21 protein-coding genes and 1 other annotated feature are annotated in these 26,534 nt (G+C 41.7%); of the genes, 20 read left to right on the forward strand and 1 reads right to left on the reverse strand.

Going from position 1 to position 26,534, the window contains the following annotated elements; genetic code table 11:
- Positions 1-12: 12 nt before the first annotated feature.
- The 18 genes from H4683_RS07970 to hemL all read left to right on the forward strand — a co-directional run bounded on the left by H4683_RS07970 (position 13) and on the right by hemL (position 21,926).
- Positions 13-921, forward strand: coding sequence for a carbohydrate ABC transporter permease (locus H4683_RS07970; RefSeq protein WP_192598327.1), 909 nt, complete (start codon positions 13-15; stop codon positions 919-921).
- The gene (locus H4683_RS07975) at positions 911-1,729 is read left to right on the forward strand and encodes a carbohydrate ABC transporter permease (protein WP_192598328.1); all 819 of its coding nucleotides are present in this window, start codon (positions 911-913) and stop codon (positions 1,727-1,729) included. Before H4683_RS07970 ends, H4683_RS07975 begins: the two co-directional genes overlap by 11 nt.
- Positions 1,726-3,474 carry an alpha-glucuronidase family glycosyl hydrolase gene (locus tag H4683_RS07980; RefSeq protein ID WP_192598329.1) on the forward strand — a complete coding sequence of 583 codons (1,749 nt, stop codon included), beginning with the start codon at positions 1,726-1,728 and terminating at the stop codon, positions 3,472-3,474. Before H4683_RS07975 ends, H4683_RS07980 begins: the two co-directional genes overlap by 4 nt.
- Positions 3,475-3,503: 29 nt before the next feature.
- Positions 3,504-5,099: an FAD-dependent oxidoreductase gene (locus H4683_RS07985; RefSeq protein WP_192598330.1), complete on the forward strand. Its 1,596-nt coding sequence runs from the start codon at positions 3,504-3,506 to the stop codon at positions 5,097-5,099.
- 45 nt (positions 5,100-5,144) lie between these two features.
- Positions 5,145-6,089 (forward strand): GNAT family N-acetyltransferase, encoded by a 945-nt coding sequence (locus H4683_RS07990; RefSeq protein WP_192598426.1) that lies wholly within the window; start codon positions 5,145-5,147, stop codon positions 6,087-6,089.
- Between the two features lie 50 nt (positions 6,090-6,139).
- Positions 6,140-7,024: an ROK family protein gene (locus tag H4683_RS07995; RefSeq protein WP_192598331.1), complete on the forward strand. Its 885-nt coding sequence runs from the start codon at positions 6,140-6,142 to the stop codon at positions 7,022-7,024.
- Between the two features lie 120 nt (positions 7,025-7,144).
- Positions 7,145-8,311, forward strand: coding sequence for an N-acetylglucosamine-6-phosphate deacetylase (nagA, locus tag H4683_RS08000; RefSeq protein ID WP_192598332.1), 1,167 nt, complete (start codon positions 7,145-7,147; stop codon positions 8,309-8,311).
- Positions 8,312-8,603: 292 nt separating this feature from the next.
- Complete coding sequence (locus H4683_RS08005) at positions 8,604-9,575, forward strand: tetratricopeptide repeat protein (protein ID WP_192598333.1); 972 nt, start codon at positions 8,604-8,606, stop codon at positions 9,573-9,575.
- 111 nt (positions 9,576-9,686) lie between these two features.
- Positions 9,687-10,973 (forward strand): trigger factor, encoded by a 1,287-nt coding sequence (tig, locus tag H4683_RS08010; protein ID WP_192598334.1) that lies wholly within the window; start codon positions 9,687-9,689, stop codon positions 10,971-10,973.
- Between the two features lie 149 nt (positions 10,974-11,122).
- Positions 11,123-12,388 (forward strand): ATP-dependent protease ATP-binding subunit ClpX, encoded by a 1,266-nt coding sequence (clpX, locus tag H4683_RS08015; RefSeq protein ID WP_192598335.1) that lies wholly within the window; start codon positions 11,123-11,125, stop codon positions 12,386-12,388.
- A 123-nt stretch (positions 12,389-12,511) separates the two neighbouring features.
- Positions 12,512-14,836: an endopeptidase La gene (gene lon, locus H4683_RS08020; protein ID WP_192598336.1), complete on the forward strand. Its 2,325-nt coding sequence runs from the start codon at positions 12,512-12,514 to the stop codon at positions 14,834-14,836.
- Positions 14,833-15,414, forward strand: coding sequence for a ribosome biogenesis GTP-binding protein YihA/YsxC (yihA, locus tag H4683_RS08025; protein ID WP_192598337.1), 582 nt, complete (start codon positions 14,833-14,835; stop codon positions 15,412-15,414). Before lon ends, yihA begins: the two co-directional genes overlap by 4 nt.
- A gap of 222 nt (positions 15,415-15,636) precedes the next feature.
- Positions 15,637-17,001: a glutamyl-tRNA reductase gene (gene hemA, locus H4683_RS08030; RefSeq protein ID WP_192598338.1), complete on the forward strand. Its 1,365-nt coding sequence runs from the start codon at positions 15,637-15,639 to the stop codon at positions 16,999-17,001.
- A gap of 96 nt (positions 17,002-17,097) precedes the next feature.
- Positions 17,098-17,928, forward strand: a complete 831-nt coding sequence (locus H4683_RS08035) for a cytochrome C assembly family protein (protein ID WP_192598339.1) — start codon at positions 17,098-17,100, stop codon at positions 17,926-17,928.
- A gap of 41 nt (positions 17,929-17,969) precedes the next feature.
- A complete protein-coding gene (gene hemC, locus H4683_RS08040; protein WP_192598340.1) occupies positions 17,970-18,899 on the forward strand; it encodes a hydroxymethylbilane synthase in 930 nt (309 codons plus the stop codon).
- Entirely contained in the window at positions 18,892-19,650 is a 759-nt protein-coding gene (locus H4683_RS08045; RefSeq protein ID WP_192598341.1) for a uroporphyrinogen-III synthase, read from the forward strand. Before hemC ends, H4683_RS08045 begins: the two co-directional genes overlap by 8 nt.
- Positions 19,651-19,652: 2 nt before the next feature.
- Positions 19,653-20,633, forward strand: coding sequence for a porphobilinogen synthase (gene hemB / locus H4683_RS08050; RefSeq protein WP_192598342.1), 981 nt, complete (start codon positions 19,653-19,655; stop codon positions 20,631-20,633).
- The gene (gene hemL, locus H4683_RS08055; protein ID WP_192598343.1) at positions 20,634-21,926 is read left to right on the forward strand and encodes a glutamate-1-semialdehyde 2,1-aminomutase; all 1,293 of its coding nucleotides are present in this window, start codon (positions 20,634-20,636) and stop codon (positions 21,924-21,926) included. It abuts the gene before it with no gap.
- Here the strand turns inward: hemL and H4683_RS08060 are convergent.
- Positions 21,919-22,200 (reverse strand): hypothetical protein, encoded by a 282-nt coding sequence (locus H4683_RS08060; protein ID WP_192598344.1) that lies wholly within the window; start codon positions 22,198-22,200, stop codon positions 21,919-21,921. The two genes, hemL and H4683_RS08060, sit on opposite strands and share 8 nt — an antisense overlap.
- A gap of 72 nt (positions 22,201-22,272) precedes the next feature.
- Here H4683_RS08060 and H4683_RS08065 point away from each other — a divergent pair, with 72 nt between their 5' ends.
- Both H4683_RS08065 and H4683_RS08070 read left to right on the forward strand, forming a co-directional pair.
- Positions 22,273-23,025, forward strand: coding sequence for a hypothetical protein (locus H4683_RS08065; protein WP_192598345.1), 753 nt, complete (start codon positions 22,273-22,275; stop codon positions 23,023-23,025).
- A 226-nt stretch (positions 23,026-23,251) separates the two neighbouring features.
- Positions 23,252-23,524, forward strand: a binding site (T-box leader).
- 46 nt (positions 23,525-23,570) lie between these two features.
- Positions 23,571-26,216: a valine--tRNA ligase gene (locus tag H4683_RS08070; RefSeq protein WP_192598346.1), complete on the forward strand. Its 2,646-nt coding sequence runs from the start codon at positions 23,571-23,573 to the stop codon at positions 26,214-26,216.
- Positions 26,217-26,534: the final 318 nt, after the last annotated feature.

The raw sequence follows: 26,534 nt of genomic DNA on the forward strand, positions 1-26,534 counted from the left end.
GGGTGAGATAAAATGCTTAGACACCTCACTAAAGGAAAAAAACTTGGTTCAAAATGGAGTGACAATATAGCAGGTTGGTTATTTGTCTCGCCTATGTTAATAGGATTTACACTATTTATGTTCGGTCCTTTGCTATATGCTTTTTTTATAAGTTTGAATGATTGGCCACTACTAGGAGACGAAACCTTTATAGGAATAAAAAACTACGAAACCTTGGCTCATGATCCTATATTTATAAAATCCTTAGTTAACACATTATTATTTAGTTTAGGTTTAGTCCCTTTCAATATAATATTAGCAATCTTTTTAGCATCATTGTTAAAAAATAAATTCTTCGGGATTGGCTTATTCAGAACCGCTATATTTGTACCAGTAGTGACGTCATTAATTGTATGGTCAATTGTTTGGAAGTATTTATTGGCCACTGAATTAGGATTTATAAATCAAATGTTAGCTTTGATTGGCATAGAAGGACCTTCATGGCTTTTAAGTATACCAACTGCCTTACCAGTAGTTATTTTTGTGAGTGTCCTTAAAAATGTTGGATTAAACATGATTTTATTTCTAACTGCGATGCAACAAGTTCCAGCAGAATTATATGAAGCTTCTGAGCTTGATGGTGCATCTAATTTCAGGAAATTTAGAAGCGTAACATTGCCATTAATTACACCAACAGTATTTTTAACTATGATTATTACTACAATCGGTGCTATGAAGGTTTTTGGTCAAATCTACGTTATGACCCGTGGAGGGCCAGTAGATAGCACGAAGGTTCTAGTGTACTACATTTGGGAAACTGCCTTTAAACATTTCGATATGGGCTATGCTTCAGCGTTAGCATTTGTATTGTTTTTTATCTTATTAGCATTTACTATTCTATCTTGGATTGTTAGAAAGAGGTGGGTTTTCTATGAGGAATAAAGGAAGTAATCTATTTAAGTATATTATACTTTTAATAATAACATCGTTAATGATCGGTCCTTTGTTATGGATGATTTCTACCTCTTTAAAGGAACCCGCCAAAACTTTCACACAATTTTTTCCTAATCCGATAAGATGGGCAAACTATGCTGAAGTATTAGGGAATTCGACGTTTTTGAAGCAGTATTGGAATAGTATTTATATCTCTATATTAGTAACGTTATTGGTTTTGTTGTTCTCTTCAATGGCTGGGTATGCTTTTGCTAGAATAAAATTTATTGGTAGGAATGTTATTTTTCTATTGTTATTAAGCGTAATGATGATTCCAGCAGAAGTGACTATTATTCCATTATTTTTATTCATGCGAGAACTTGGACTTATTAACACTCATCTTCCATTAATTTTACTGCCTACATTTGGTGCTTCGGGTGCATTTGGTGTCTTTTTAATGCGACAGTTTTTTATAATGATACCAAAAGAATTAGAAGAAGCAGCGATAATGGATGGTTGTTCAAAGTTTAAGGTTTATTGGAGAATTATGTTGCCATTATCTGTTCCAGCTCTATCAACATTGACTATATTTACATTTTTGGCAAATTGGGATGAGTTTTTGTATCCGCTGATATTTATTAATTCACGAGAGCTCATGACATTACCTATTGGATTATCACTATTTACTGATGAAACAGGTACAGCATGGCACCACTTAATGAGCGCAACAACACTAGCTACAATACCATTATTGATAATATTTTTCTTTGCTCAAAAGAAATTTATAGAAGGAATGACAGCAGGGAGCATTAAGTGAATTCAAAAGTCAATAGGGGCAATAATTATTTCTTGAGAAAGGTGCTGATCATAATAAATAAAATCATTTATTGGGATAATCACGAAACAATTTTGTTCGCTGTTGAAGAGTTGAGAAGGTTAATGAGAGAGGCGGGGGACGAAAGTACAATTGGTGGTCAAGCTTCATTTACTAAGCCCGATGAAAATAGTAACAGAATCATTTTACTAACAACAAATGACTATCATTCTTTGATGGATATGAAAAAAACAATCACAGTGAATGATGATGGTTTTGCATTGCTTAAATCAGAAAATGATATGTGGATTATCGGAAATGAACCCCGTTCGATTCTTTATGGCGTTTATATGTATTGTAAAAATCAATTTGGCTACCAGTGGATTGATCTGGACAAAGAGATAATCGTTAACTCTCATTCACCAACGATAGAAGAACGATATATTCATGAGCCTATGTTTGCAAGGCGCGGAAATATTATTGAAACAATTAATGATCCAAACTATATCAATTCACTCATTGATTGGGGAGTTAAAAATGGTCAAAATGAATATTTTTTCACGTTTTTCCTATGGGATGAAATTAAATCGTACGTGACGCCTGCACTACGAAAACGGGATGTTCATGTAACTTTAGGGGGGCATAGTTTAAGTTACTTGCTAAAAGAGATACAGAAAGACACGAGTGGGGACATTCTTAAGCAAGACGAGAAACTAAAGTTTTTTGCTGAAAATACATATCTTCAGGATAAAGTCATTCATAAAGTAGTCGCTATCTGTTTGGAGAACAAGGTGATTACTAGAATCTCGTTGTGGCCTGAAGATATCGGAATTGATGAGAAGAACGCGAGTGGATTTTTACCGACATATATTCGATTTACTGAAAAACTGAAAGATGCACTTGATAAGGAAAATTTACACGTAGAGGTAGAATATATTGTGTACAATGCTGGTTTGTCTTGGAACATGTTAGAAAGGGAAGATCAAACAGAAGCATCTGATAAAGTCGATGCATTATATGCCTATTGGGGAAGGGATTATTCAACTGCTATTGATTCAAGTGATTCTAGGCAAGCGAGAGCCTATCAAACATTACAGGATTGGAATGAGCAAACAAAAAAAGGTGAAAAATCGTTAACAGTTCTTGAGTACTATAGTGATCATTTCATGTTAACGGAGCTATTCCCACCACTTCTTACGAGAATTCAACAGGATTTATATGATTATAAACAATTGAATATAAACGGTGTTTTAAATTTAATTGTCCCAATACATCAAAAACAACAAGGCTCAGAGATAGGGGTCAACTATCCTTGGAAATGGATCCACCATTATAATAATTATGTATACTCAAGGATTGCTTGGGGTGAAAAATATGAGGTGATTGTCGAAGACTATTTCACTATTTTTAATGAGGATAAAGCAGCATTTCGCGAGATGATTGACGAATTAGAAAAACTTGTTTCACAACATACGAAATGGAATGCCCCACTATTTCCTGCCAGAGTAGTTGATCCGGAAAAAGTTCATAAGCCGATGAATCAATTAATGATTCCATCCTATTTACGCGAAGTGTATGACCATTTATCGAAGTGGGATATGACGGAGACCAAAACATTGTTAGCAATTCAGACACAGGATAATTTTAAATCATTTACAACAAAAGAAATGATGTTGATTTATTTTTATTATCTTAAAAAAGGAACTGAAATTTATTCGGAAGCATGGGCATTAAAAGGTGAACAATAATTCAAACAGGATATACGGAGGTTTTACTAATGGATTTTAGTAATCTGCATTATTATGTGCCGGTAGAAAAAGTTGGCAAACCGACGATAATTGAAAAAAATCTAATTATATACGGAGGTACACCTGCCGGTATAACGGCAGCTATTCAAGCAACAAGAATGGGCATCACTGTCGCAATCGTTGAGTTTAGCAAAAATATTGGTGGGATGACCGCGAGTGGATTAGGAGCTACAGATCTTGGAGCGGAAGATGCAGTTGGTGGTCTTTCGAAAGAATTTTATCAAGAAATTGCGAAGTACTACCGAAAAGAGAAACAATGGAAATTTGAACCACAAGCAGCTCAGTATGTGTTTGATAAATGGATAAAAGACTATGATATTCCGGTTTATTTGAACCAGCATTTAGAAGAAGTTATCAAAGAAAATGGAGAAATAATTGAAATTATAATGGGAAATGAGAATCGATATAAAGGTAAAGTCTTTATGGATTGTAGTTATGAAGGTGATTTATTAGCTAAATCAGCTGTTACTTTTTTTGTTGGACGGGAGTCGAATGCAACATATAAGGAAATTTACAATGGCATCCAGTTTGGTGCGCCTCATCATAAATTTGAAAAATGGATTGATCCTTATGTTGTTGAAGGTGATCCTAAAAGTGGTATCTTGCCGGGGATTACAAAGGATGATTCTAAACAATTAGGCTATCAAGGGCAAGGAGATCACCGGATTCAAGCGTATAATTTCCGGATTTGTTTGACGAAGGATAAGGGAAATCGTATTCCGTTTCCTATGCCACCACGTTATGAAGCAGATCGATACCAGCTTCTACTTCGCTATATTCAAGCAGGAGTTTGGGATGCGATGAACCTTCACACAATGTTGCCGAACGGAAAATCCGATTTAAATAATTATGGTGCGGTATCGACGGATAACCTTGGGATGAATTACGACTGGCCGGAAGGTAGTTATCAAAGGCGCGAGGAAATTTTTCAAGATCATCTGAATTATGATCTGGGAATGTTGTACTTTTTAGCAAATGATTTACGTGTACCAGTGGCTATACGTGAGGAAGTAGCTACCTGGGGGTTACCGAAAGATGAGTTTGAAAAAACGGGGCACTGGCCACATCAGTTGTATATCCGTGAAGGAAGAAGAATGATTTCTGATTATGTCATGACAGATCATAATTGTCTAAAACAGGAATTTGTCGATGACCCAATTGGTTTGGCGTCATTCCATATGGATTCACATAACTGTCGACGCGTCGTGATTGATGGTAGGTGTGTGAATGAGGGAGATGTTCAGGTTCCAATAGCTCCTTATGAGATTTCGTATCGTTCCATTCGCCCAAAATCTGTGGAATGTACAAATCTACTTGTCCCCGTTTGCTTATCTAGTTCGCATATCGCTTATGGTTCGATTCGAATGGAGCCGGTATTTATGATTCTAGGGCAGACGGCGGGAACTGCGGCAGCCCTCGCCTATAAACATAAAATAGCTGTTCAAAATGTAGATTACGAAGAATTAAAACAGGAACTTCTAAAGGCAAATCAAGTTGTCGAATGGGGCGACGATAGGGTAGACAATCCGATTAAACGAATGGAAGAAACATTCGGTAGAGTATGAAATACAACAAAAAACGACTAAATTAGTGGAGGGGTTAAGGTGAAAATGATCTCTTGGAATCGTAATCGATTGGAGGAGCTAGTAGAGTTATGGAATAAAGAATTAGCCATTGATTTTCCGATGCGTGAAGAGTTGTTTGTCCAAAATAGTTTTGATGATGTGAACGTCTCTTATGACAGTTCTTATATCGCAGTAGACGATGAAGACCGTGTAATCGGATTCGTAGTCGCCAAACGATGGCAAGAAGAAATAGATGTGAAAATGGATCCTAAGAGGGGCTGGATTCAAGTGCTTTTAGTAGACAGTGCTTATCGTGGAAAAGGCATTGGTACAATTCTACTCGAACGCGTAGAAGCAGATTTAAAGGGAATTGGTGTTGAAGAGATGCAATTAGGTGGAGACCCCTTTCACTATTTCTCAGGCATACCAGTTCAATATAAGGAAGCACAAAAGTGGGCAGAAAAACAGGGTTACAATAAAAGAATAGACACCTATGATTTGATTAATCATCTGGATAAAACATACGACTTACCTACTAATACCTCAGTCACATTTTCAATTCTAAAAAAAGATGAAGAAGTAGAATTGATTTTATTTTTGGAAAGATGTTTTCCTGGAAGATGGGTGTATGAAGCAATTAAGTATTTTGAAATGAATGGGGATGGCCGGGAATTTGTCATCATCAAAAAGGTGGATCGAATTATCGGATTTTGTAGAATTAATGATGCGGACTCACCGTCGATTGCTCAAAATGTTTATTGGAGCCCCCTTTTCGAACAACAAGTCGGAGGAATCGGGCCATTGGGAATTGATGCAAATGAACAGAAGCAAGGCTATGGATTAGCGATTGTTCTAGTTGCGATGGCTTATTTACAAGAACGAAACATCGAAACAATTATTATTGATTGGACAATCTTAGTGGAGTTTTATGAAAAACTCGACTTTAAACCATGGAAAACATATGGAATTTATTTAAAAGATTTAAAGTGAAGGTTTTAAAGAAAGATTATTAGATAGTCTGAATCGGAGGTGGAGTGTAAATGGGATATATACTTGCTGCTGATATAGGCGGGACAAAGCTTGCAACAGCCCTGTTTAGCAAAAATGGGACTGTATTGCAAACCCTTGAAATAGTAAGTGAAAAAATTGACGGAGAAATACTGTTCGGGTCACTGATTGAATCTTTCAAGTCCCTTTGTATGGGTGCGTCTGTGAATAGCGATGATATAAACGGGATTGCAGTTGGTATACCAGGAATTGTTGATGTGGAAAAAGGGATTGCAATCTTCCAGAACAATTTACCTTGGAGGGATTTTCCACTAACAGGAAGGCTTGTCGACGCGTTTCCTAAATCGCAAATTGTCGTAGATAATGATGTGTATATGGCGGCGTGGGGAGAGTATACAACCCGTGGATTCTCCCAGGAATCTCTTGTGTATTTAACGCTTAGCACAGGTATCTCCTGTTGCTCGATTTATAAGGGGCAGTTTTTAAGAGGGGCCGGCATGGCGGGAGAAATAGGTTTTTGTCTGATGGAAGCATCGGAAGCGTCACTGGAATCATTCGTTTCCGGTCCTGCACTGGAATCACGAGGCCGAAAAGAATGTAGTAATCCCGAACTGACATTGAAGGAAATGATGACGTTTTATTATAAAGGCAACGAGCGGATTGGAGCGATTGTAAACGAAGCAATCATTGCGCTAGCAAAAGAAGTGTATCACATCCTCGTTTACTCGGATCCGCATTGTATTGTCCTTGGAGGCGGCGTGTTCAATCATCATCCAGAACTTATAGAGGCAGTGCGGAAAGAAGTTAAACTGTATTTACATCATCCTTTGTTACAAGGCAAGGAGAAGCGGATTGAGGCAAGTATTTATAAAGGGGAGTCGGGATTACACGGTGCGGCTTCTAGGGTGTGTGAGTAAATAAAAATGCACCTCACCCTAAATTGTAGGATACAAATTGAGGCGATATTTTACAAGAACCATTCGAGAAACAGTGCAAATAGCTATATATCACTATTTATAGTGAGGGAGTGAAGATTAGTGGGGAAAACATTGTTGATTTCAAGTATTATAATTGCGGAGTCAACGAAAGGTAGTATGTTTGGGGATATTTTTTTAGAAAATGGGAAAATTAAAGAAGTTGCTGCATTTATAAAAAAAGATGCGGATATTCGAATTGATGCCACTAATAAGAACTGGATTGTAGTCCCAGGGTTTATTGATGTGCATATTCATGGTTCATACGGTTTTGATGTAATGGATGCAACACCAGAAGCATTAAATGGTTTGGCAGGTTCACTTCCTCGTGAAGGAACGACAAGTTTTTTAGCAACGACCATGACACAGTCAGATGAAGACATTTGTAAAGCGTTACAGAATGCGCGTATTTTTAATGCAAATGAGAAGCAAGCTGAAATGCTTGGTATTCATTTAGAAGGTCCTTTCATTTCTCCTAAAAGGGCGGGTGCACAACCAATCAAACACATTTTGCCTCCCTCATTTTCATTATTTGAAAAATGGCAAACAGTGAGTGGAAATCGTATCAAACTCGTAACTGTTGCCCCTGAAATGGATAACGGTATTGCATTTATTGAAAAGTTGACTGCGAATGGTGTGATTGCATCTATTGGACACACTGATGCAACAGTAGAAATAGTTCGCGAAGCGGTTATAGCGGGAGCTTGCCATGTGACACATTTATACAATCAAATGAGCCCTTTTCATCATAGGGAACCTGGGGTAGTGGGGGCAGCTTTTTTAGAGGAGCATTTGACAGTTGAATTAATTGTCGATCTGATTCATAGCCACCCAAAATCAATTGAACTTGCTTTTCATCAAAAGAACTCAAGTCGAATCATTTTAATTACAGATGCAATGCGTGCGAAAGGACTTGCGCACGGCATTTATGATTTAGGGGGACAAGATGTTGAGATTACTCATAAGGGGGCACGACTTTGTGATGGAACACTTGCAGGAAGCGTATTAACGATGGGAAATGCAGCGAAAAATATGAAATCTGTTACGAATTGTACGTTAGCTGAACTTGTTGCAATGACTTCTACAAATGCTGCAATACTGCTTGGACTACCTAATAAAGGAATGATTATGCCGGGAAAAGATGCAGATCTTACAATCATCGATGAAGAGTGGAATGTTCAGATGACAATTTGTAGGGGAAATATCGCATATACAAGGGAGGATATTTAGTGAAGTTGGATAAAAATATAAGTGAAAATTTTCCTGCATCATTTTTGTGGAACTACGATAATGTCACGCTTATTGTTAATCGGGATGCATATCAGCTGGTTCCATAACGCTATGCATGAGTGGGAAGATGAAGTGAAAGGTCTGTGGCGTAATATACACATTGAATAGTAAAAACCTTGGTATATAAGAGGTTGGAAATTCTTTTTTAGTATTTTGTGGGAATCTATAAGTAATCAATTTCAAAACGAAAATCGCTATGCTATAGTGGGAATGATGAAAGAAGGTGAGCGTAATGCGAACGAAATACGGTAGACTCCGGAAAACGGAAAATATAATCGTCTTCCCAGGAACATTTGAAAGACTAGTTGAAAATGGATTAGTAGCAGTCGAACAAGAAAATTTTCCACAGGCAGTCAAAGCGTTTGACGAAGCTATTCAATACGAACCCGATTATCCGGAATTTCTAGGTCCTTACGCTGTCGCCCTATACGAAACGAGAGATTTTCAACGAGCAAAGGAAATTGCGGCAAGGCTCCTCCATAGTGGCAAGACCGACTACATTGATGCGATGGAACTCTATTTGACAATCAGCATCCAGTTGCAAGAATATGAAGAAGTCGAAATGACAATTGGAACACTACTAGACGAAGGTATCATACCACAAGACATGTTGACTAAATTCAACTACATTCGTGAATTAAATGAACGTCTTTCTAATCGTTATGGTACAGAAGAATACTACACTCAACAGCAAACTTTCACACTAGAGGAATTCAGAAAAATGAGTGCTAGAAGTCAACAGGTTACGCTGGCCTCATTGGAAGGAACTGACTTATCAGAGATGACACTGCTCCTTCAAGAAATTGCGGAAATGGAAGATATGACACCACTCGTTATTACATTTGCATTGACACTCCTTCATCAAGTAGAATTGAAGGATGAAGTCACGGTTCGTAAATTCGGTTTGGAAACGAAGTGTATACCAGCAAATATGACGCTACCCGGACAAGACGAACTTACGAAATATGTGAAAGTACTACTTAACCGATTATTAAGCAAGGACCCTTCGCGGCTCGAGATGGCGCACAGCCTTGTTGAAAAATTTGCAATCACGGCGTTCCCATTCAATTGGGGGGAATCCAATGCAGAAGAAGTCGCCACTGCTTATGTGCACTACATAGAATGTCTGTTTTCAGGCAAGGAACTGCCTAACACGAAACTCAACATACTGATTCAACAAACGGACATGGATTTAGACTTTTAACTAGAATGAAATCAGTTGAAAGATGAAGAGACTATGATATACTGAGATGGTTGTCAATGGAGCATATGAGTATGAAAATATATTGGCCAAATGATTCGGAGGGTTTTAATTATGTCAGTTAAATGGGAAAAGCAAGAAGATAACAAAGGTACGTTAACAGTAGAAGTTCCAGCAGAGGTAGTCACTGCAGGCATTAACAAAGCATTCAATAAAGTTGTTAAAGACGTACAAGCACCAGGATTCCGTAAAGGGAAAATGCCACGTCAAATGTTCGAAAAAATGTACGGTGTAGAATCACTTTACAATGATGCACTTGACATCATTCTTCCGGAAGCATATACAAATGCTCTCGATGAATCTGGCGTAGAGCCAATTGATCGTCCGGAAATCGACGTTACGCAAATGGAAAAAGGGAAGGCACTTATCTTCACAGCGCTTATCACTTTGAAACCTGAAGTTAAACTTGGAGATTATAAAGGCCTTGAAGTGACACGTCAGGAAACTGAAGTTACAGATGAAGAAATTGAAGTGCAATTGAAAGAACGTCAACAAGCATTCGCTGAATTGGTCGTTAAAGAAGAAGGCGAAGTCGCAAATGGTGATACAGTCAACTTGGACTTTGAAGGTTTCGTCGATGGTGAAACATTCGAAGGCGGTAAATCTGAAGGATACGATCTTGAAATTGGTTCAGGTTCATTTATCCCAGGGTTTGAAGAGCAGTTAGTCGGTCTAAAGCAGGATGAGGAAAAGGACGTTGAAATTTCTTTCCCTGAAGAATATCACGCAACAGAACTTGCGGGTAAGCCAGTCGTATTCAAAGTGAAAATCCATGAAATTAAGTCAAAAGAGATTCCTGAACTAAATGACGAACTTGCACAAGAAATCGATGAAGAAGTTGAAAGCGTTGAAGCATTGCGCTCGAAGATGAAAGAAGCAACGTTGGAAGAGAGGAAAACTGCATCTGAAACAGCACTTCGCGACGATCTCGTAGAAGCAGCTGCAAGAAATGCGGAAATCGATATTCCTGAAGTGATGATCGACACAGAAGTCGACCGAATGATGGAGGAATTTGCACAACGTCTTCAAACGCAAGGTATGAACTTGGATCTATATTTCCAATTCTCAGGACAGGATAAAGAAGCACTTCGTTTACAAATGAAAGAAGATGCACAAAACCGCGTGCGTGTTTCACTAGTCCTCGAAGCAATCGGCAAAGCTGAGAACATTGAAGTGAATGAAGAAGATATCAATATTGAACTTGAAAAAATGTCCCAGCAATTCGGCATGGAAATCGAGCAGATTAGAAAAACGCTTGGTGGAACTTCAGCTCTTGAAAATGATCTTCGATTTACTAAAACAGTTGAATATCTTGTTGAAAATGCAAAAATCACTGAATAATAAAGTGGAATAAGGACAAGGTACGGAAGACCGTGCCTTGTTTTTCATAGAATGGGGAACAGTATCCCGCCAAAATAGGAACGAATTCTAATTAGTTGATAAAAATCGGGTAATCTTGTAAGATTGTCACTTAAATAGGGGTGAGCATATTGTTCAAATTTAACGATGAAAAAGACAACTTGAACTGTTCTTTTTGCGGGAAATCCCAAGAGCAGGTTCGTAAGCTAGTCGCCGGGCAAGGCGTCTATATTTGTGATGAATGTGTTGAACTTTGTGCAGAAATTGTTGAAGAGGAAGTCGGGCTTGAAGAAGGATTTGAGCTTAAAGACGTTCCGAAGCCGAAAGAAATACAAAGTATACTTAATGAATATCTAATTGGGCAGGACCGTGCAAAAAAATCTCTTTCTGTCGCTGTCTATAATCACTATAAACGCGTCAACTCCAACAGTAAGATTGACGATGTAGAGCTTTCGAAGTCTAATATCGTCCTAATTGGACCTACTGGAAGCGGGAAAACATTACTTGCTCAAACGCTTGCTAGAATTCTTGACGTACCATTTGCAATCGCAGATGCTACCTCGTTGACAGAAGCCGGATATGTCGGAGAAGATGTAGAGAATATTTTGTTGAAATTGATTCAGGCGGCGGACTACGATGTTGAACGTGCTGAAAAAGGGATCATCTACATTGACGAAATTGACAAGGTTGCACGGAAGTCTGAAAATGCATCCATTACACGTGATGTATCAGGGGAGGGTGTCCAACAGGCCCTTCTGAAAATTCTTGAAGGAACGGTTGCGAGCGTACCACCACAAGGCGGTCGTAAACACCCGCACCAAGAGTTCATTCAAATTGATACGACAAATATTCTCTTCATTGTCGGGGGAGCTTTTGATGGCATAAATGATATCATTAAACGCCGCATTGGACAAAAGCTAATTGGATTTGGTGCAGATCCGAATATAGTTGAAGAAAAGGATTCCATGCTTTCAAAGCTGATTCCAGAAGATTTACAGCGCTTCGGTCTGATTCCAGAATTCATCGGCCGTCTTCCAGTCCTTGCAAGTCTAGAACCGCTGGACGAAGACGCACTTTATCAAATTTTAACGATCCCGAAAAATGCAATTGTCAAACAGTATCAGAAGATGTTTGAATTAGATGATGTCGTGCTGCGATTTGAGGATGAGGCGCTACTTGAAATTGCGAAAGAAGCGATTGAACGAAAAACGGGTGCCCGTGGACTACGTTCTATCATTGAGAACATCATGTTGGATGTAATGTATGAACTGCCATCTCTCGACGAAGTGACGGATTGTATCATTACAAGAGCATCTGTTCTCGGGAAAGCGAGTCCTACCCTTTTGAAGGAAGACGGCTCATCTATAGATCTTAATGATGAAAAAAATTCGGCGTAACGCCTGAAGGATGAAGCTGACTCCGACGACGAGCGTGCATTTGCGCTCATCGGATGTCAGCTTTTTCTACTTATAGTGAGTGATAAAGTTGGATATACATACTTAAATGGAGGTGACTTCCGCATGCCGAAAAAGAAGTTGAAGAATATACCACTGCTACCACTTCGCGGGCTACTTGTTTACCCGACGATGGTCTTACATATTGATGTCGGGAGGGAACGCTCTGTATTTGCCATTGAACATGCAATTGCGCAGGACAATCTAATTTTTCTCGCTACCCAACGGGATATCAGTAATGAAAATCCGGAGCCGGAAGATTTGTATACTATCGGAACGTTGGCTTTGGTGAAATCAATGACCCAGTTACCAAACGGAACAAACCGGATATTAATTGAGGGTGTCGAACGTGCTGAATGGTCAAACTATGAAGAAGCGGATCTCTATCCTGTTGTCGAAGTGACTAGTTATCCGGATAGTGATGAGAAGGGCGCGGAATCTGAAGCTTTGATGCGAACATTGCTTACCTACTTCGAGAAATACTCAAAAGTTTCAAAGAAAGTGACGAAAGAGACGTATGATTCTGTCGCTTCGATTGTCGAACCGGGTAGACTTGCTGATATGATTGCTTCTCATTTGCCGCTTAAACTGATAGCGAAGCAGGAAGTTCTTGAAATGACGGATGTTAATGAACGGCTTGAGTGGTTGATCAGTAGGCTGTACAATGAACAGGAAGTTCTTAACCTTGAGCGAAAAATCAATGAACGTGTGAAAGAAGCGATGGAGCGGACGCAAAAAGAATTTTATTTGCGCGAGCAGATGAAAGCGATTCAGACCGAACTGGGTGATAAAGACGGAAAAGGGCTTGAGGTAGCGGAGCTAACGGTGCAGATTGAAAAAGCCGGTATGCCTAAAGAAGTTAAGGAAGCTGCCTTGCGTGAACTTGACAGATATGAAAAAATTCCATCCGCTGCTGCGGAAAGTGGTATTATTCGGAACTATATCGAATGGCTTATCACATTGCCATGGTCTGACGCTTCGGAGGAGCAGCTCAATATAAATCGTTCCGAAGAGATCCTCAACCGGGATCATGATGGGCTCGAAACTGTGAAAGAACGTATCCTGGAATATTTAGCCGTACGTCAATTGACGAATTCCTTGCGTGGTCCAATTTTATGTTTAGATGGCCCGCCGGGTGTTGGTAAAACTTCGCTGGCTAGGTCGATTGCCGAGTCCCTAGGGAGGAAATTTGTACGCATTTCCCTTGGTGGAGTGCGCGATGAATCAGAAATACGCGGGCATAGACGAACTTATGTAGGTGCGATGCCGGGCCGAATTATTCAGGGGATGAAAAAAGCGGGGACGATTAACCCTGTCTTTCTTCTTGACGAAATCGATAAGATGTCCAATGATTTCCGAGGAGATCCATCTTCCGCGATGCTAGAAGTGCTTGACCCTGAACAGAATCATTCTTTTAGTGACCATTACATTGAAGAAGCGTATAATTTATCAAATGTCCTGTTCATTGCAACGGCGAATGATTTAAGTGTGATACCAGGTCCACTCCGTGATCGTATGGAAATTATCTCAATCGCAGGCTATACAGAGATTGAGAAATGCTCTATCGCAAAAAATCATTTAATTCCAAAGCAGTTAAAAGAACATGGATTGACGAAATCACAAGTTCGTTTCGGCGATCCGGCCATTTTGGAAATTGTGAGGTATTATACACGAGAAGCGGGTGTACGTGGGTTGGAACGGCAAATTGCAGGAATCTGCCGGAAAGCTGCGAAGATAATCGTCACAGGTGAGAAGAAGAGCCTTTCAATTAGTCCGAAAACATTGGAAATGCTAATTGGGAAGAAGAAGTTTAGATACGGCCAGGCTGAGACCGTGAATCAGATTGGTGTAGCGACAGGGCTTGCCTATACACAAGTTGGTGGGGATACGTTACAGATTGAAGTTTCGTTATCGCCAGGAAAAGGACAACTCTTGTTAACGGGTAAACTGGGAGATGTCATGAAAGAGTCCGCCCAAACCGCATTATCCTATGTCCGTTCGAAAACAAAGGAATATGGAATCGATCCGAATTTCCACGAGACATGTGATATTCATATCCATGTTCCCGAAGGTGCGACTCCGAAAGACGGACCATCTGCAGGCGTTACAATTGCGACAGCACTAGTATCTGCATTGACCAAACGACCTATCCGTCGAGAAGTAGGCATGACCGGTGAAATCACACTTCGCGGGCGAGTTTTACCAATCGGCGGCTTGAAAGAAAAATCATTAAGTGCTCATCGGGCGGGCTTGACGACCATCATCCTGCCAAAAGATAATGAGCGCGACATCGAAGATATTCCGGAAAGCGTCCGGGAGCAATTAACATTCAAACTCGTTTCAGACGCAGAAGAGGTCCTCGAAATTGCATTGGAGGAAAATTCTAAATGAAAGTCCATAACGTTGAAATGATCATGAGTGCTGTAAGACCTGAACAATATCCGACAGAAGGATTCCCGGAATTTGCACTTGCAGGCCGGTCCAATGTTGGAAAATCATCTTTCATCAATAAGATGATTGGCAGAAAGAGTTTGGCGCGTACGTCGTCAAAACCGGGTAAGACACAAACATTGAATTTCTATAAAATCGAAGAGCAATTATTTTTCGTCGATGTCCCGGGGTATGGCTATGCTAAAGTGTCAAAGTCGGCTCGTGAAACATGGGGTCCAATGATTGAACAATATTTTATAACAAGTGAAAAATTGCGCGCTGTTATCCAAATTGTAGATTTACGACACGCACCATCCGTAGACGATTGTGCGATGTATGATTTTCTTAACCACTATAATATCCCTGCGATTGTCGTTGCGACAAAAGCGGATAAGATTCCAAAGGGGAAGTGGGACAAGCATAAGAAAATCGTGCGTGAAAAACTGCAAATGCGTAAAGAAGATCCATTGCTTATCTTTTCGGCTGAAAAGGGAATGGGCATGGATGAGGCTTGGGCAGAAATCGAGAGTAGAATGTAATAGGAAATCCGGTTGACGATACGTCGTCTCCGGATTTTTTTATCGCTGGCATTTTAAATGTTCGTCATCAATCGCTAAGTAACCACGTAGAATAAGAATGATTTTTAAAATAGTTTTCTGATCTATTATAGTCATACGTTGTTCACATATTATTCCTAGAAATAGTATATGGTATGGTATAATTGAGGGCATGAAATAGAACGTGAGAGGTGTGAAAACCCGGTGCATACAATCGTAGTCGGTGTCAATCACCGAACGGCATCTGTTGAAATAAGGGAAAAGTTATCTTTTGTTGAAACAGAACTGCCGCAGGCGATGCAAACATTACAACAGCAAAAAAGTATATTGGAAAATATAATCCTATCGACATGTAACCGAACTGAAATTTATGCGGTTGTCGATCAGCTTCATACAGGGCGTTATTTTGTCAAGAAATTTCTGGCTGATTGGTTCGACATGCCCCTGGATTCGATAGCAGCGCATCTGATTATTCATGAAAATGACGGAGCGATTGATCATCTAATGCGGGTAACTGCCGGTATCGATTCTATGGTGCTGGGTGAGACACAGATCCTAGGTCAAGTGCGTGATAGTTTCTTGAAAGCTCAGGAAATCGGTACGACAGGTACGGTTTTTAATGAACTCTTCAAACAGGCTGTTACATTAGCCAAAAAAGCGCATTCTGAAACAGCAATCGGTGAGAATGCGGTGTCCGTTTCCTATGCAGCTGTGGAACTCGGGAAGAAAATATTCGGTTCATTAAACCATAAGCATATTGCGATTCTTGGTGCAGGTAAAATGGGTGAACTTGCGATTAAAAACTTGCATGGAAGCGGTGCGGGAAAAGTGACGGTCATCAACCGGACACTGGCGAAAGCGGAAGAACTTGCGGAGAAATTCGGTGGCGTTGCAAAATCTATCCAGGAGCTGCAATGTACACTTCTTGAGGCAGATATCCTGATTAGTTCGACTGGAGCAACTGGTTTTGTTATCGATTATGAACTCATGCAGTTTGTCGAGAAGCTCCGTAAAGGGAGACCCATCTTTATGGTTGATATTGCAGTACCGCGCGATCTAGATCCGCGTATTGGCGATTTGCCAAATGTGTTCCTTTACGATATTGATGATATGCAAGGGATTGTCGAGGCAAACCTCGCTGAAAGAAAGCGTGCTGCTGAAGAAATCGGCATTATGATTGAACGTGAAATTATGTTATTCAAAGAATGGGTTGCAACACTTGGGGTCGTACCAGTCATTTCAGCACTCCGTCAAAAAGCGCATCGCATCCAATCAGAAACGATGGCCAGTATCGAAAATAAGATGCCGGATTTAACAGAACGCGAGAAGAAAATATTAAGTAAGCATACGAAATCGATTGTCAATCAACTTCTGAAGGATCCAATCCTGCAGGCGAAAGAACTGGCCATGGATTCGAAAGCAGTTGAAAAACTGGAGTTGTTCCAGCAAATTTTCGGCATCGATGAAGAAGTATTGCTCGAGAAAGAAACGCTTGAGAAACAGGCGAAAGAACGATTGAGGGTCAGAGCGGAAAAAAATGCTACGGCACAACCGGGTTTGACATATTGAATGCTTGTCAAAGAGGCGTTTCCGCATCTGTATGGTAGGATATACAATGGATGCAGGGAGACGTTCTTTTTGTCTTAGAAAGGCAGAGAGGTTATCATGGCAGATATGACGATGGCGAGGCTGCATGAAGTGATGGTTATTCTATACGCAGTGAGCCTCGTCTTTTATTTCATCGATTATTTGAATAAAGACCGAGTAGCACATCGAAGCGCTTTTTGGACTTTGTCTGTTGTCTACCTAATGCAAACAATTTTTCTCGTCATGTATATCTTCGAAATGAAAAGATTTCCGGTGCTATCCCTTTTCGAAGGAATCTATTTTTACGCATGGCTTCTCATTACATTATCAATCGTACTGCATCTCTTTTACAAAGTAGGCCATGCAGTGTTCTTCTTGAATGTCATCGGCTTCATTTTTATGACGATTCATACATTTGCACCTATGCAAATAGAGCAATCGCCGATAGGGGATGCACTCATTTCTGAACTTTTATTCATCCATATCACATTCGCTATTCTGTCTTACGCAGCTTTTGCGATGTCGTTTGTATTGGCGATTCTCTATCTTCTTGTCTACAAGATTTTAAAGGAGAAGAAGTGGTCAAAACAATTCAATCGACTTCCATCACTTCAACAAGCAGCTACAGGCATCAAAGCGTCACTCTTTATCGGGATTCCTTTCTTGCTTATAAGTCTTATTTTGGGTGTGCAGTGGGCCCATGTAGCCTTGGACAAATGGTCGTTTTTTGATGTGAAAATCCTAGGTTCATTTTTCATTCTAGCTGTATACGGTTCTGTATTATTTCTGCAACGAAGTGGTAAACTGACAGGGAATGACTATGCTTGGGCGAATGTATTTGCTTTTCTATTTATCATAATTAATTTTTTCCTCGGTAGTAAATTATCCGAGTTCCATTTTTGGATATAGGTATGTGTTCGTTTTGATTTCGGTTTGAAAGGAAGAGTTAATTGAGAAAAATCATAGTAGGTTCTAGAAGAAGTAAACTTGCGTTGACACAAACAAACTGGTTCATTGAACAGTTGAAAGCTACGGGTGTACCATTTGAGTTTGAGGTAAAAGAAATCGTTACAAAAGGTGATCAAATTGTCGATGTTATGTTGTCGAAAGTCGGAGGTAAAGGGCTTTTCGTTAAGGAAATCCAACAAGCCCTGTTCAATAGAGAAATCGACTTTGCTGTACATAGCATGAAGGATATGCCGGCAGTTCTTCCCGAAGGGCTTGTAATTGGCTGTATTCCACCTCGCGAAGATGCCCGCGATGCATTCATCTCAAATGGTCATGTAAAACTCATGGATTTGCCGGTAGGTGCTGTTGTCGGGACTTCGAGCTTGCGTAGGAGTTCACAATTGCTTCTGTTGCGTCCAGATTTAGATATCAAATGGATTCGCGGCAACATTGATACACGTTTGAAAAAGTTACACGATGGTGAATACGATGCAATATTGCTTGCGGCCGCAGGTATGAAGCGTATGGGCTGGAGCGAGGATATCATCACAGAATATATGTCAGTTGAAGATTGTATTCCAGCTGTAGGTCAAGGTGCGTTGGCGATTGAATGTCGTGTAGACGATAAAGAACTACTCGTAGAACTGGCGAAATTAACGGATGATAAAACATGGAAAGAAGTCGAAGCTGAACGAACATTTCTGTCTGAAATGGATGGTTCTTGCCAAGTGCCGATTGCTGGTTTTGCACTGTATGATGGCACTGAAGTTGAACTAACGGGTTATATCGCTGCACCGGATGCGACGGAAATATTCAAGCAAACCTTCAAAAATATTGACCCGATTGAAGTAGGGAAGGCAGTCGCAAAAACATTGCGTGACCAAGGGGCTTCTAAAGTGATTGAGAAAGTGAAGGCGGAAATGGATGCGTAACAGTCAACCGTTACAAGGTGAGACTGTTATCTTTACGGGGACGCCAAAATCGGATGATGTGTTCGAACTTGTGAAACAATATGGCGGTTCGCCGGTGTCGTTACCCCTTATCCAGGTTGCGGAGTTGAGAGAAACGACGGATGAACTTCGTCTACAAGCCTGTCCGACGTATGACTGGCTCATCTTCACAAGCCAGAGTGCTGTCACTGCGTTTGGTGCAAAGCTTGTACGTCATAATGTTTCTCCAGAATTTATTGCGAGAAAAATTGCTGCAGTAGGTTCGCGCACAGCTAAAGCGCTTGAAAAACTGGGATTTACAGTCGATTTCATTCCCACGGTGTTCAGTGCGGATACGTTTGTTAAGGAATTTAATCCAACTGAACAAAATCTGCGTCGTCTCTTATTTCTTCGCGGATCCATTGCGGGGACTACGATTAAAGAGGAACTTCCTTTTGAAGTCGATGAATGGACGGTTTATACGACGGAGCGAGCAGGTGATTCCATCGAGTCACTCGTTGATTTAGTGCAACAGAAAGAGCGTTTAAATGTCTTGTTCGCAAGTCCTTCGGCGGTGGACGTATTCGCCAAAGAAGTCGCTCCACATACAGGGTGGGACGGTTACACGATTGGTGCAATCGGGCATATGACGGAACAGGCACTTTTTGAAGCAGGTGGCCCGGTTCACGTCATACCCGATACATATACACTTGTAGATCTCGTCAAAAAATTGGCGGGACGGAAGGAAGGATAACAGTGGATAATTTACAATTTCGACGTAATCGCCGTCTACGTAATTCAGCTACTTTGCGTTCAATGGTACGAGAAACTGTTTTACGGAAAGAGGATTTAATTTACCCGGTTTTTGTGGTCGAAGGGGAAGATGTGAAAAATGAGGTTTCTTCGATGCCTGGTGTTTTTCAACTGTCACTGGATCGACTGGCCACTGAAATTGATGAAGTTGTATCACTGGGTATTCCGGCAATTATCCTGTTTGGCATCCCGACTGAAAAAGATGCGGTGGGTACAGGAGCTTATCATGATCACGGTATCGTACAACAAGCAATCCGTTTTGTGAAGGAACATCATCCGGAGCTTGTCATCATTGCAGATACTTGTCTATGTGAGTATACGGATCATGGACATTGTGGCGTTGTGGAAGGCGAAAAAGTGTTAAATGAGCCGTCACTTGACCTCTTAACGCGTACAGCAGTGAGCCAAGCGGAAGCGGGTGCTGACATCATTGCACCTTCGAATATGATGGATGGATTTGTCGCCGCAATTCGCCAAGGCTTGGATGCGGCAGGATTTATCGATATTCCAATCATGTCCTATGCAGTAAAATATGCTTCCGCATACTACGGACCGTTTCGTGATGCTGCGGACTCCGCTCCTCAATTCGGAGATCGGAAGACGTACCAGATGGATCCAGCAAATCGGATTGAAGCGATGCGGGAGGCAGAATCAGATGTCATGGAAGGCGCGGATTTCCTTATCGTCAAGCCTGCACTTTCGTATCTCGATATCGTGCGCGATGTGAAAAATTCATTCTCGTTGCCGGTTGTCGCTTATAACGTAAGTGGCGAGTATGCGATGGTGAAGGCGGCAGCCCTAAACGGTTGGGTTGATGAAAAAACGATTGTTCTTGAAACGTTGACAAGTATGAAGCGTGCAGGTGCGGATCTTATTATGACGTACCATGCAAAAGACGCCGCGCGCTGGTTGGGGGAGAAATAAATGGATAGACGTTATGATAACTCAAAAAAGGCTTTCACTGAAGCTGTGGACCTTATGCCAGGCGGCGTGAACTCGCCTGTTCGTGCCTTTAAATCAGTGAATATGGATCCGATTTTCATGCACAGTGGAAAAGGGGCCATAATTACAGATATCGATGGCAATGAATACATCGATTACGTCCTGTCATGGGGACCGCTCATTCTTGGTCACACGGATCCAGACGTCGTTGAAGGTATCAAGCGTGTCGCTGAAACGGGCACAAGCTTCGGCGCACCCACGTTAGCTGAGAATGAACTTGCACAGCTAGTCATTGACCGCGTGCCGTCAATCGAGATGATTCGTATGGTATCGTCCGGAACAGAAGCGACAATGAGTACATTGCGTTTGGCACGAGGCGTTACAGGGCGCGATAAAATCTTGAAATTCGAAGGTTGCTACCATGGCCACGGTGATTCATTACTCATCAAAGCGGGATCGGGCGTTGCAACACTTGGATTACCGGATAGCCCTGGCGTACCTGAATCTGTGGCGAAAAACACAATCACAGTGGCTTACAATGACTTGGAGAGCGTTAAAGTCGTATTCGACCAACATGGGGCTGACTTGGCCGCAGTTATCGTTGAACCTGTCGCAGGCAATATGGGAGTTGTCCCTCCTGAGCCAGGATTCCTTGAAGGATTGCGTGAGTTAACTGAGAACAACGGCACACTCCTCATTTTCGATGAAGTAATGACTGGCTTTCGCGTGGGCTACAACTGTGCACAAGGTTATTTCGGCGTCACACCCGATATTACATGCCTAGGTAAAGTAATTGGCGGCGGACTTCCTGTTGGCGCGTACGGTGGTAAGCGTGAAATTATGGAACATATCGCACCTGCGGGAACGGTCTATCAAGCAGGCACATTGTCGGGAAATCCACTTGCGATGACAGCCGGAATCGAGACGCTGAAAAAACTAACACCTGCATCCTACGACCACTTCATCAAGCTGGGTAATCAGCTTGAAGCCGGTTTCCGTGAAGCAGCTTCGAAATACAACATCCCGCACACAGTTAACCGTGCAGGCTCAATGATCGGTTTCTTCTTTACAGACGAAAAAGTTACGGATTATGATAAAGCAAAGTCATCTGACCTCAAGATGTTTGCAGAGTACTACCGCTTAATGGCGGAAGAGGGCATTTTCCTCCCGCCCTCACAGTTCGAAGGAATGTTTTTATCAACCGCACATACAGAAGAGCACATCGCGACGACAATCACCGCGTTCCATACAGTATTTGCAAAGCTCACTAACTAATTCTATAGAAGAGAGTGCCATTCGTCGATAGTTGACGGATGGTGCTCTTTTTTGATGGGGAGTGGGTGGTTTTCATACATTTAATGGCAAGGCGGTGATAACCAGTGGCAAGGCGGTGATAACCAGTGGCAAGGCGGTGATAACCCATGGCAAGGCGGTGATAACCCATGGCAAGGCGGTGATAACCCATGGCAAGGCGGTGATAACCCATGGCAAGGCGGTGATAACCCATCACAAGGCGGTGATTAAACCACGCCCCCCGAAAACTATCCAATCAATCTCCTCTTCTACTTGTCCGCAATCGTGCATACACTTATTTGTGAAGGAATAGAAGGAGGGGACGAATATGGAGAAAAAACAGTGGGAAATGCAGGAGGATTTTATTTTCCCGGAACAGGCAGGTCTACCTGCCGGAACAGAATCGATTACCGTCACACCGCGATTTACAGAAGAGCGAACGGAGGATGCAGTTCGTCTTACAGGTATTTACCATATTGCGGCAGATATTGAATTTGAAGAGGGGAAGCGGGTAGAAGGATACCAGGATACGGCTGTCCTCATCGATGATGTCGAACTGAATGAAAAAGTTGGCTATTTTGAGTACGCAGTCCCGCTGCATATTGACTTACCGCCTGAAGTAGAAAGTCCGTTACAAGTTGTGACCACTACTGTAATAGGTGAACCGGACGGACAAGGTGCTTTCAGCGTCGTCTGGAATGTAGAATGTTCATATAAACAGTCAGTTGCCTTAGATGACCCGATTGTTCTAGACAAACCCATCGTCCAAGATGCACTAGTCGTTCAAAACGAACCCGTCGTTCAAGATGTTCCGGGCATTCAAAACGAACTCGTCGTTCAAGATGATTTGGGCGTTCAAAACGAACTCGTTGTTCAAGATGATCCGATTGTTTTAAATGAACCTGTCGTCCTTGTGACGAACGAAGTTGCCCAAGCTGTAATCGAGACGCCAATTGCGACATACGACAGCACTTCATTCAACGAAACGGACGAGGTACTGTCATTCATTGCAGGGCTGGAAGATGGGGTAACGACAAAAAGCTTTCAGCTAAATGATGTTCTTGTGCAAAATAAAAGCTAAACCACAAAGCAAACAGAGTAGCAGGAAATCACCTGTCGTGGGGAAAAATAGTAACCGCAGTAACTCGAAAATACAAATCGGGATAATGATTCCTTTGCAATAAAATCTGCATTTCCGCAGCCAGGGTGGAAGTAAATAAGGGTTATATCCTTTTCTCATGTCACAATCCTTTCGTAATGTACTTGACGCACGATTCGCTATTCAGTTACAATTGTAGCAACTGAATAGTGATGCGATGAATGGGATAGTAAGTAAATTTGTTTATTGAAGAGAGGGCGCCGGTGGTGAGAGGGCCTGTAAACGATTTGCCGAATGTCACCCACGAGCAGTTTTCGTGAAAAGGCTGTTTTCAGAATGAAAAGCAGCAAAATGTTTTCGGCATTTGGAAAACATTTTTAGTAGCGAAAGCCGGTTTGAAACCGTTAAACAAGTATGAGGTGCATAGTCTTTTCTATGCACGAATAAAGGTGGTACCGCGAACAGCTCCTTCGTCCTTTAAGACGACAGGAGTTTTTTCTATGCCCAAATTTAAAGGAGGAAATACCATGTCAAATGAAGAATTGTCAATGCCAACAAAATACGATCCACAGGCAATTGAAACAGGTCGTTACGAATGGTGGATTCAAGGGAAATTTTTCGAAGCACAGCCTAAAAGTGATAAAGAACCGTACACAATCGTCATTCCACCACCGAATGTGACAGGGAAATTGCATCTCGGTCATGCATGGGATACAACTTTACAGGATATCATGACGCGCATGAAACGTATGCAAGGCTATGATGCATTATGGCTTCCAGGGATGGACCATGCAGGAATCGCAACCCAAGCACGCGTTGAAGGTAAACTGCGTGAAGAAGGGATTTCACGCTATGATCTCGGACGTGAAAAGTTTGTTGAAGAAACCTGGAAATGGAAAGAAGAGTATGCAGGCCATATTCGTGCACAATGGGCTAAGCTCGGTTTAGGCCTTGATTATTCACGTGAGCGCTTCACATTGGATGAAGGACTTTCAAAAGCCGTGCAGGAAGTATTCGTAGCACTTTACAATAAAAAGCTTATCTATCGTGGCGAATATATCATCAACTGGGACCCTATGACGAAGACAGCTCTTTCGGATATTGAAGTCATTCACAAAGACGTGCAGGGTGCATTCTATCATATGCGTTACCCACTAGCAGATGGAACGGGCAGCATCGAAATTGCGACGACACGTCCAGAAACTATGCTGGGCGATACGGCAGTCGCTGTTCATCCAGAAGATGAGCGTTACAAGCATCTAATCGGCAAAACGATTAAACTGCCCATTGTTGGTCGAGAAATTCCAATTGTTGCAGATGATTACGCCGACATGGAATTCGGAAGTGGCGCAGTGAAAATCACGCCTGCACATGACCCAAATGACTTTGAACTCGGTAACCGTCATAATCTACCGCGAATCCTTGTGATGAATGAAGACGGATCTATGAACAATCTTGCAGGTAAATACGAAGGAATGGATCGCTTCGTATGCCGTAAAGAAATCGTCAAAGATTTGCAGGAGATGGGTGTTTTATTCAAAATTGAAGAGCATTTACACTCCGTGGGTCACTCCGAGCGTAGCGGTGCTGTTGTGGAACCGTATTTATCGACACAATGGTTTGTCAAAATGCAACCTCTTGCTAATGAGGCGATTCAGCTTCAAAAAGGTGAGGATAAAGTTACTTTTGTTCCAGAACGATTTGAGAATACTTATTTACAATGGATGGGGAATATACGTGATTGGTGTATCTCGCGTCAACTATGGTGGGGCCACCGTATTCCGGCATGGTACCATAACGAAACAGGTGAAATACATGTTGGCCATGAAGCGCCGGTCGATAGCGAAAACTGGACACAAGATAATGACGTTCTCGATACATGGTTTTCATCCGCGTTATGGCCGTTCACTACGATGGGCTGGCCGGACGTCGACAACGAAGAATTCAAACGTTATTATCCGACAGATGCACTCGTTACAGGCTATGATATTATCGCTTTTTGGGTGTCCCGTATGATTTTTCAAGGACTTAAATTTACGGACCAACGTCCATTCAAAGACGTACTCATCCACGGTCTTGTACGTGCTGAAGACGGTCGGAAAATGTCGAAATCACTCGGAAACGGCGTTGACCCGATGGATGTTATTGAGAAGTATGGCGCAGATTCACTTCGCTACTTCTTATCTACAGGTTCATCACCTGGGCAAGATCTTCGCTACTCGAATGAAAAAGTGGAAGCCATCTGGAACTTTGCCAATAAAATCTGGAATGCCTCCCGTTTTGCATTGATGAATATGGACGGCATGACTTATGATGAAATAAACCTTACAGGTAAAAAATCCGTGGCAGATGCATGGATTTTAACACGGTTGAATGAAACCATTGAGCAAGTGACGAAGCTTGCCGATAAATATGAGTTCGGTGAAGTGGGCCGTGCACTCTATAACTTCATCTGGGATGATCTCTGTGACTGGTACATCGAGATGGCGAAACTACCATTGTACGGGGAAGATGAAGCGGCGAAGAAGATGACGCGTTCTGTCCTTGCCTATGTGTTGGACAACACGATGCGCTTGCTTCACCCATTCATGCCATTCATTACAGAAGAAATCTGGCAGAACCTACCGCATGAAGGAGAGTCCATCACTGTCGCAGCTTGGCCGGTGGCGGATGCATCACTCACGGACAAATCCCGCGCAACCGATATGAAATTGCTAATGGACATTATCCGTGCTGTACGGAATATCCGTGCGGAAGTAAATACACCAATGAGCAAAAAAGTTCCACTCTACATTTCCACAAAAGACGATGCAACAGTCGCCGTGTTAGAATCAAATCGAATGTACATCGAGCGCTTCTGTAATCCCGAAACGCTTACACTCGGAAAAGGCATCACTGCACCAGGTAAATCGATGTCAGCAGTTGTTACAGGCGCAGAATTATTCCTGCCATTAGAAGGATTGCTCAATATCGATGACGAAATCGCTCGTCTTACGAAAGAGTTGGCAAAATGGCAAAGTGAAGTGAAACGCGTTCAAGGTAAACTATCGAACGAGCGATTCATGTCAAAAGCACCTGAAGCCGTAGTAGAAGAAGAACGCGCCAAAGAAATGGACTATCTAGAAAAATACGCAGCAGTCGAGCGTAGTATGCAAGAATTGAAGGAAATCTAATTTACAGAAGAAAACCCCATCGTGTGAGTGATGGGGTTTGTTTTTATATGGATTGACCGAGTGAGTATGGGACGACCATTTAACTGTGGAAACGACCATTTAAGTGTGCCAAGCGACTGAATACTTGGAGAAGCGACCGATTCCATATGCCGAGCGACTGTTTACTTGGAGAAGCGACCGATTCCATATGCCAAGCGACTGTTTACTTGGAGAAGCGACCGATTCCATATGCCAAGCGACTGTTTACTTGGAGAAGCGACCAATTCCATATGCCAAGCGACTGTTTACTTGGAGAAGCGACCGATTCCATATGCCAAG

The sequence above is a fragment of the Sporosarcina limicola genome (genome assembly GCF_014873855.1).
GTDB lineage: Bacteria > Bacillota > Bacilli > Bacillales_A > Planococcaceae > Sporosarcina > Sporosarcina limicola.

Excerpts from the sequence above, each read along its gene's own strand:
- H4683_RS08045 (WP_192598341.1), top strand. The coding sequence starts at position 18,892 with ATGCGTAACAGTCAACCGTTACAAGGTGAGACTGTTATCTTTACGGGG.
- H4683_RS08070 (WP_192598346.1), top strand. The coding sequence starts at position 23,571 with ATGTCAAATGAAGAATTGTCAATGCCAACAAAATACGATCCACAGGCA.
- H4683_RS08005 (WP_192598333.1), top strand. The coding sequence starts at position 8,604 with ATGCGAACGAAATACGGTAGACTCCGGAAAACGGAAAATATAATCGTC.
- yihA (WP_192598337.1), top strand. The coding sequence starts at position 14,833 with ATGAAAGTCCATAACGTTGAAATGATCATGAGTGCTGTAAGACCTGAA.
- lon (WP_192598336.1), top strand. The coding sequence starts at position 12,512 with ATGCCGAAAAAGAAGTTGAAGAATATACCACTGCTACCACTTCGCGGG.
- H4683_RS07990 (WP_192598426.1), top strand. The coding sequence starts at position 5,145 with ATGATCTCTTGGAATCGTAATCGATTGGAGGAGCTAGTAGAGTTATGG.
- H4683_RS07975 (WP_192598328.1), top strand. The coding sequence starts at position 911 with ATGAGGAATAAAGGAAGTAATCTATTTAAGTATATTATACTTTTAATA.
- hemL (WP_192598343.1), top strand. The coding sequence starts at position 20,634 with ATGGATAGACGTTATGATAACTCAAAAAAGGCTTTCACTGAAGCTGTG.
- H4683_RS07995 (WP_192598331.1), top strand. The coding sequence starts at position 6,140 with ATGGGATATATACTTGCTGCTGATATAGGCGGGACAAAGCTTGCAACA.
- H4683_RS08065 (WP_192598345.1), top strand. The coding sequence starts at position 22,273 with ATGGAGAAAAAACAGTGGGAAATGCAGGAGGATTTTATTTTCCCGGAA.
- H4683_RS07970 (WP_192598327.1), top strand. The coding sequence starts at position 13 with ATGCTTAGACACCTCACTAAAGGAAAAAAACTTGGTTCAAAATGGAGT.
- tig (WP_192598334.1), top strand. The coding sequence starts at position 9,687 with ATGTCAGTTAAATGGGAAAAGCAAGAAGATAACAAAGGTACGTTAACA.
- H4683_RS08035 (WP_192598339.1), top strand. The coding sequence starts at position 17,098 with ATGGCAGATATGACGATGGCGAGGCTGCATGAAGTGATGGTTATTCTA.
- H4683_RS07985 (WP_192598330.1), top strand. The coding sequence starts at position 3,504 with ATGGATTTTAGTAATCTGCATTATTATGTGCCGGTAGAAAAAGTTGGC.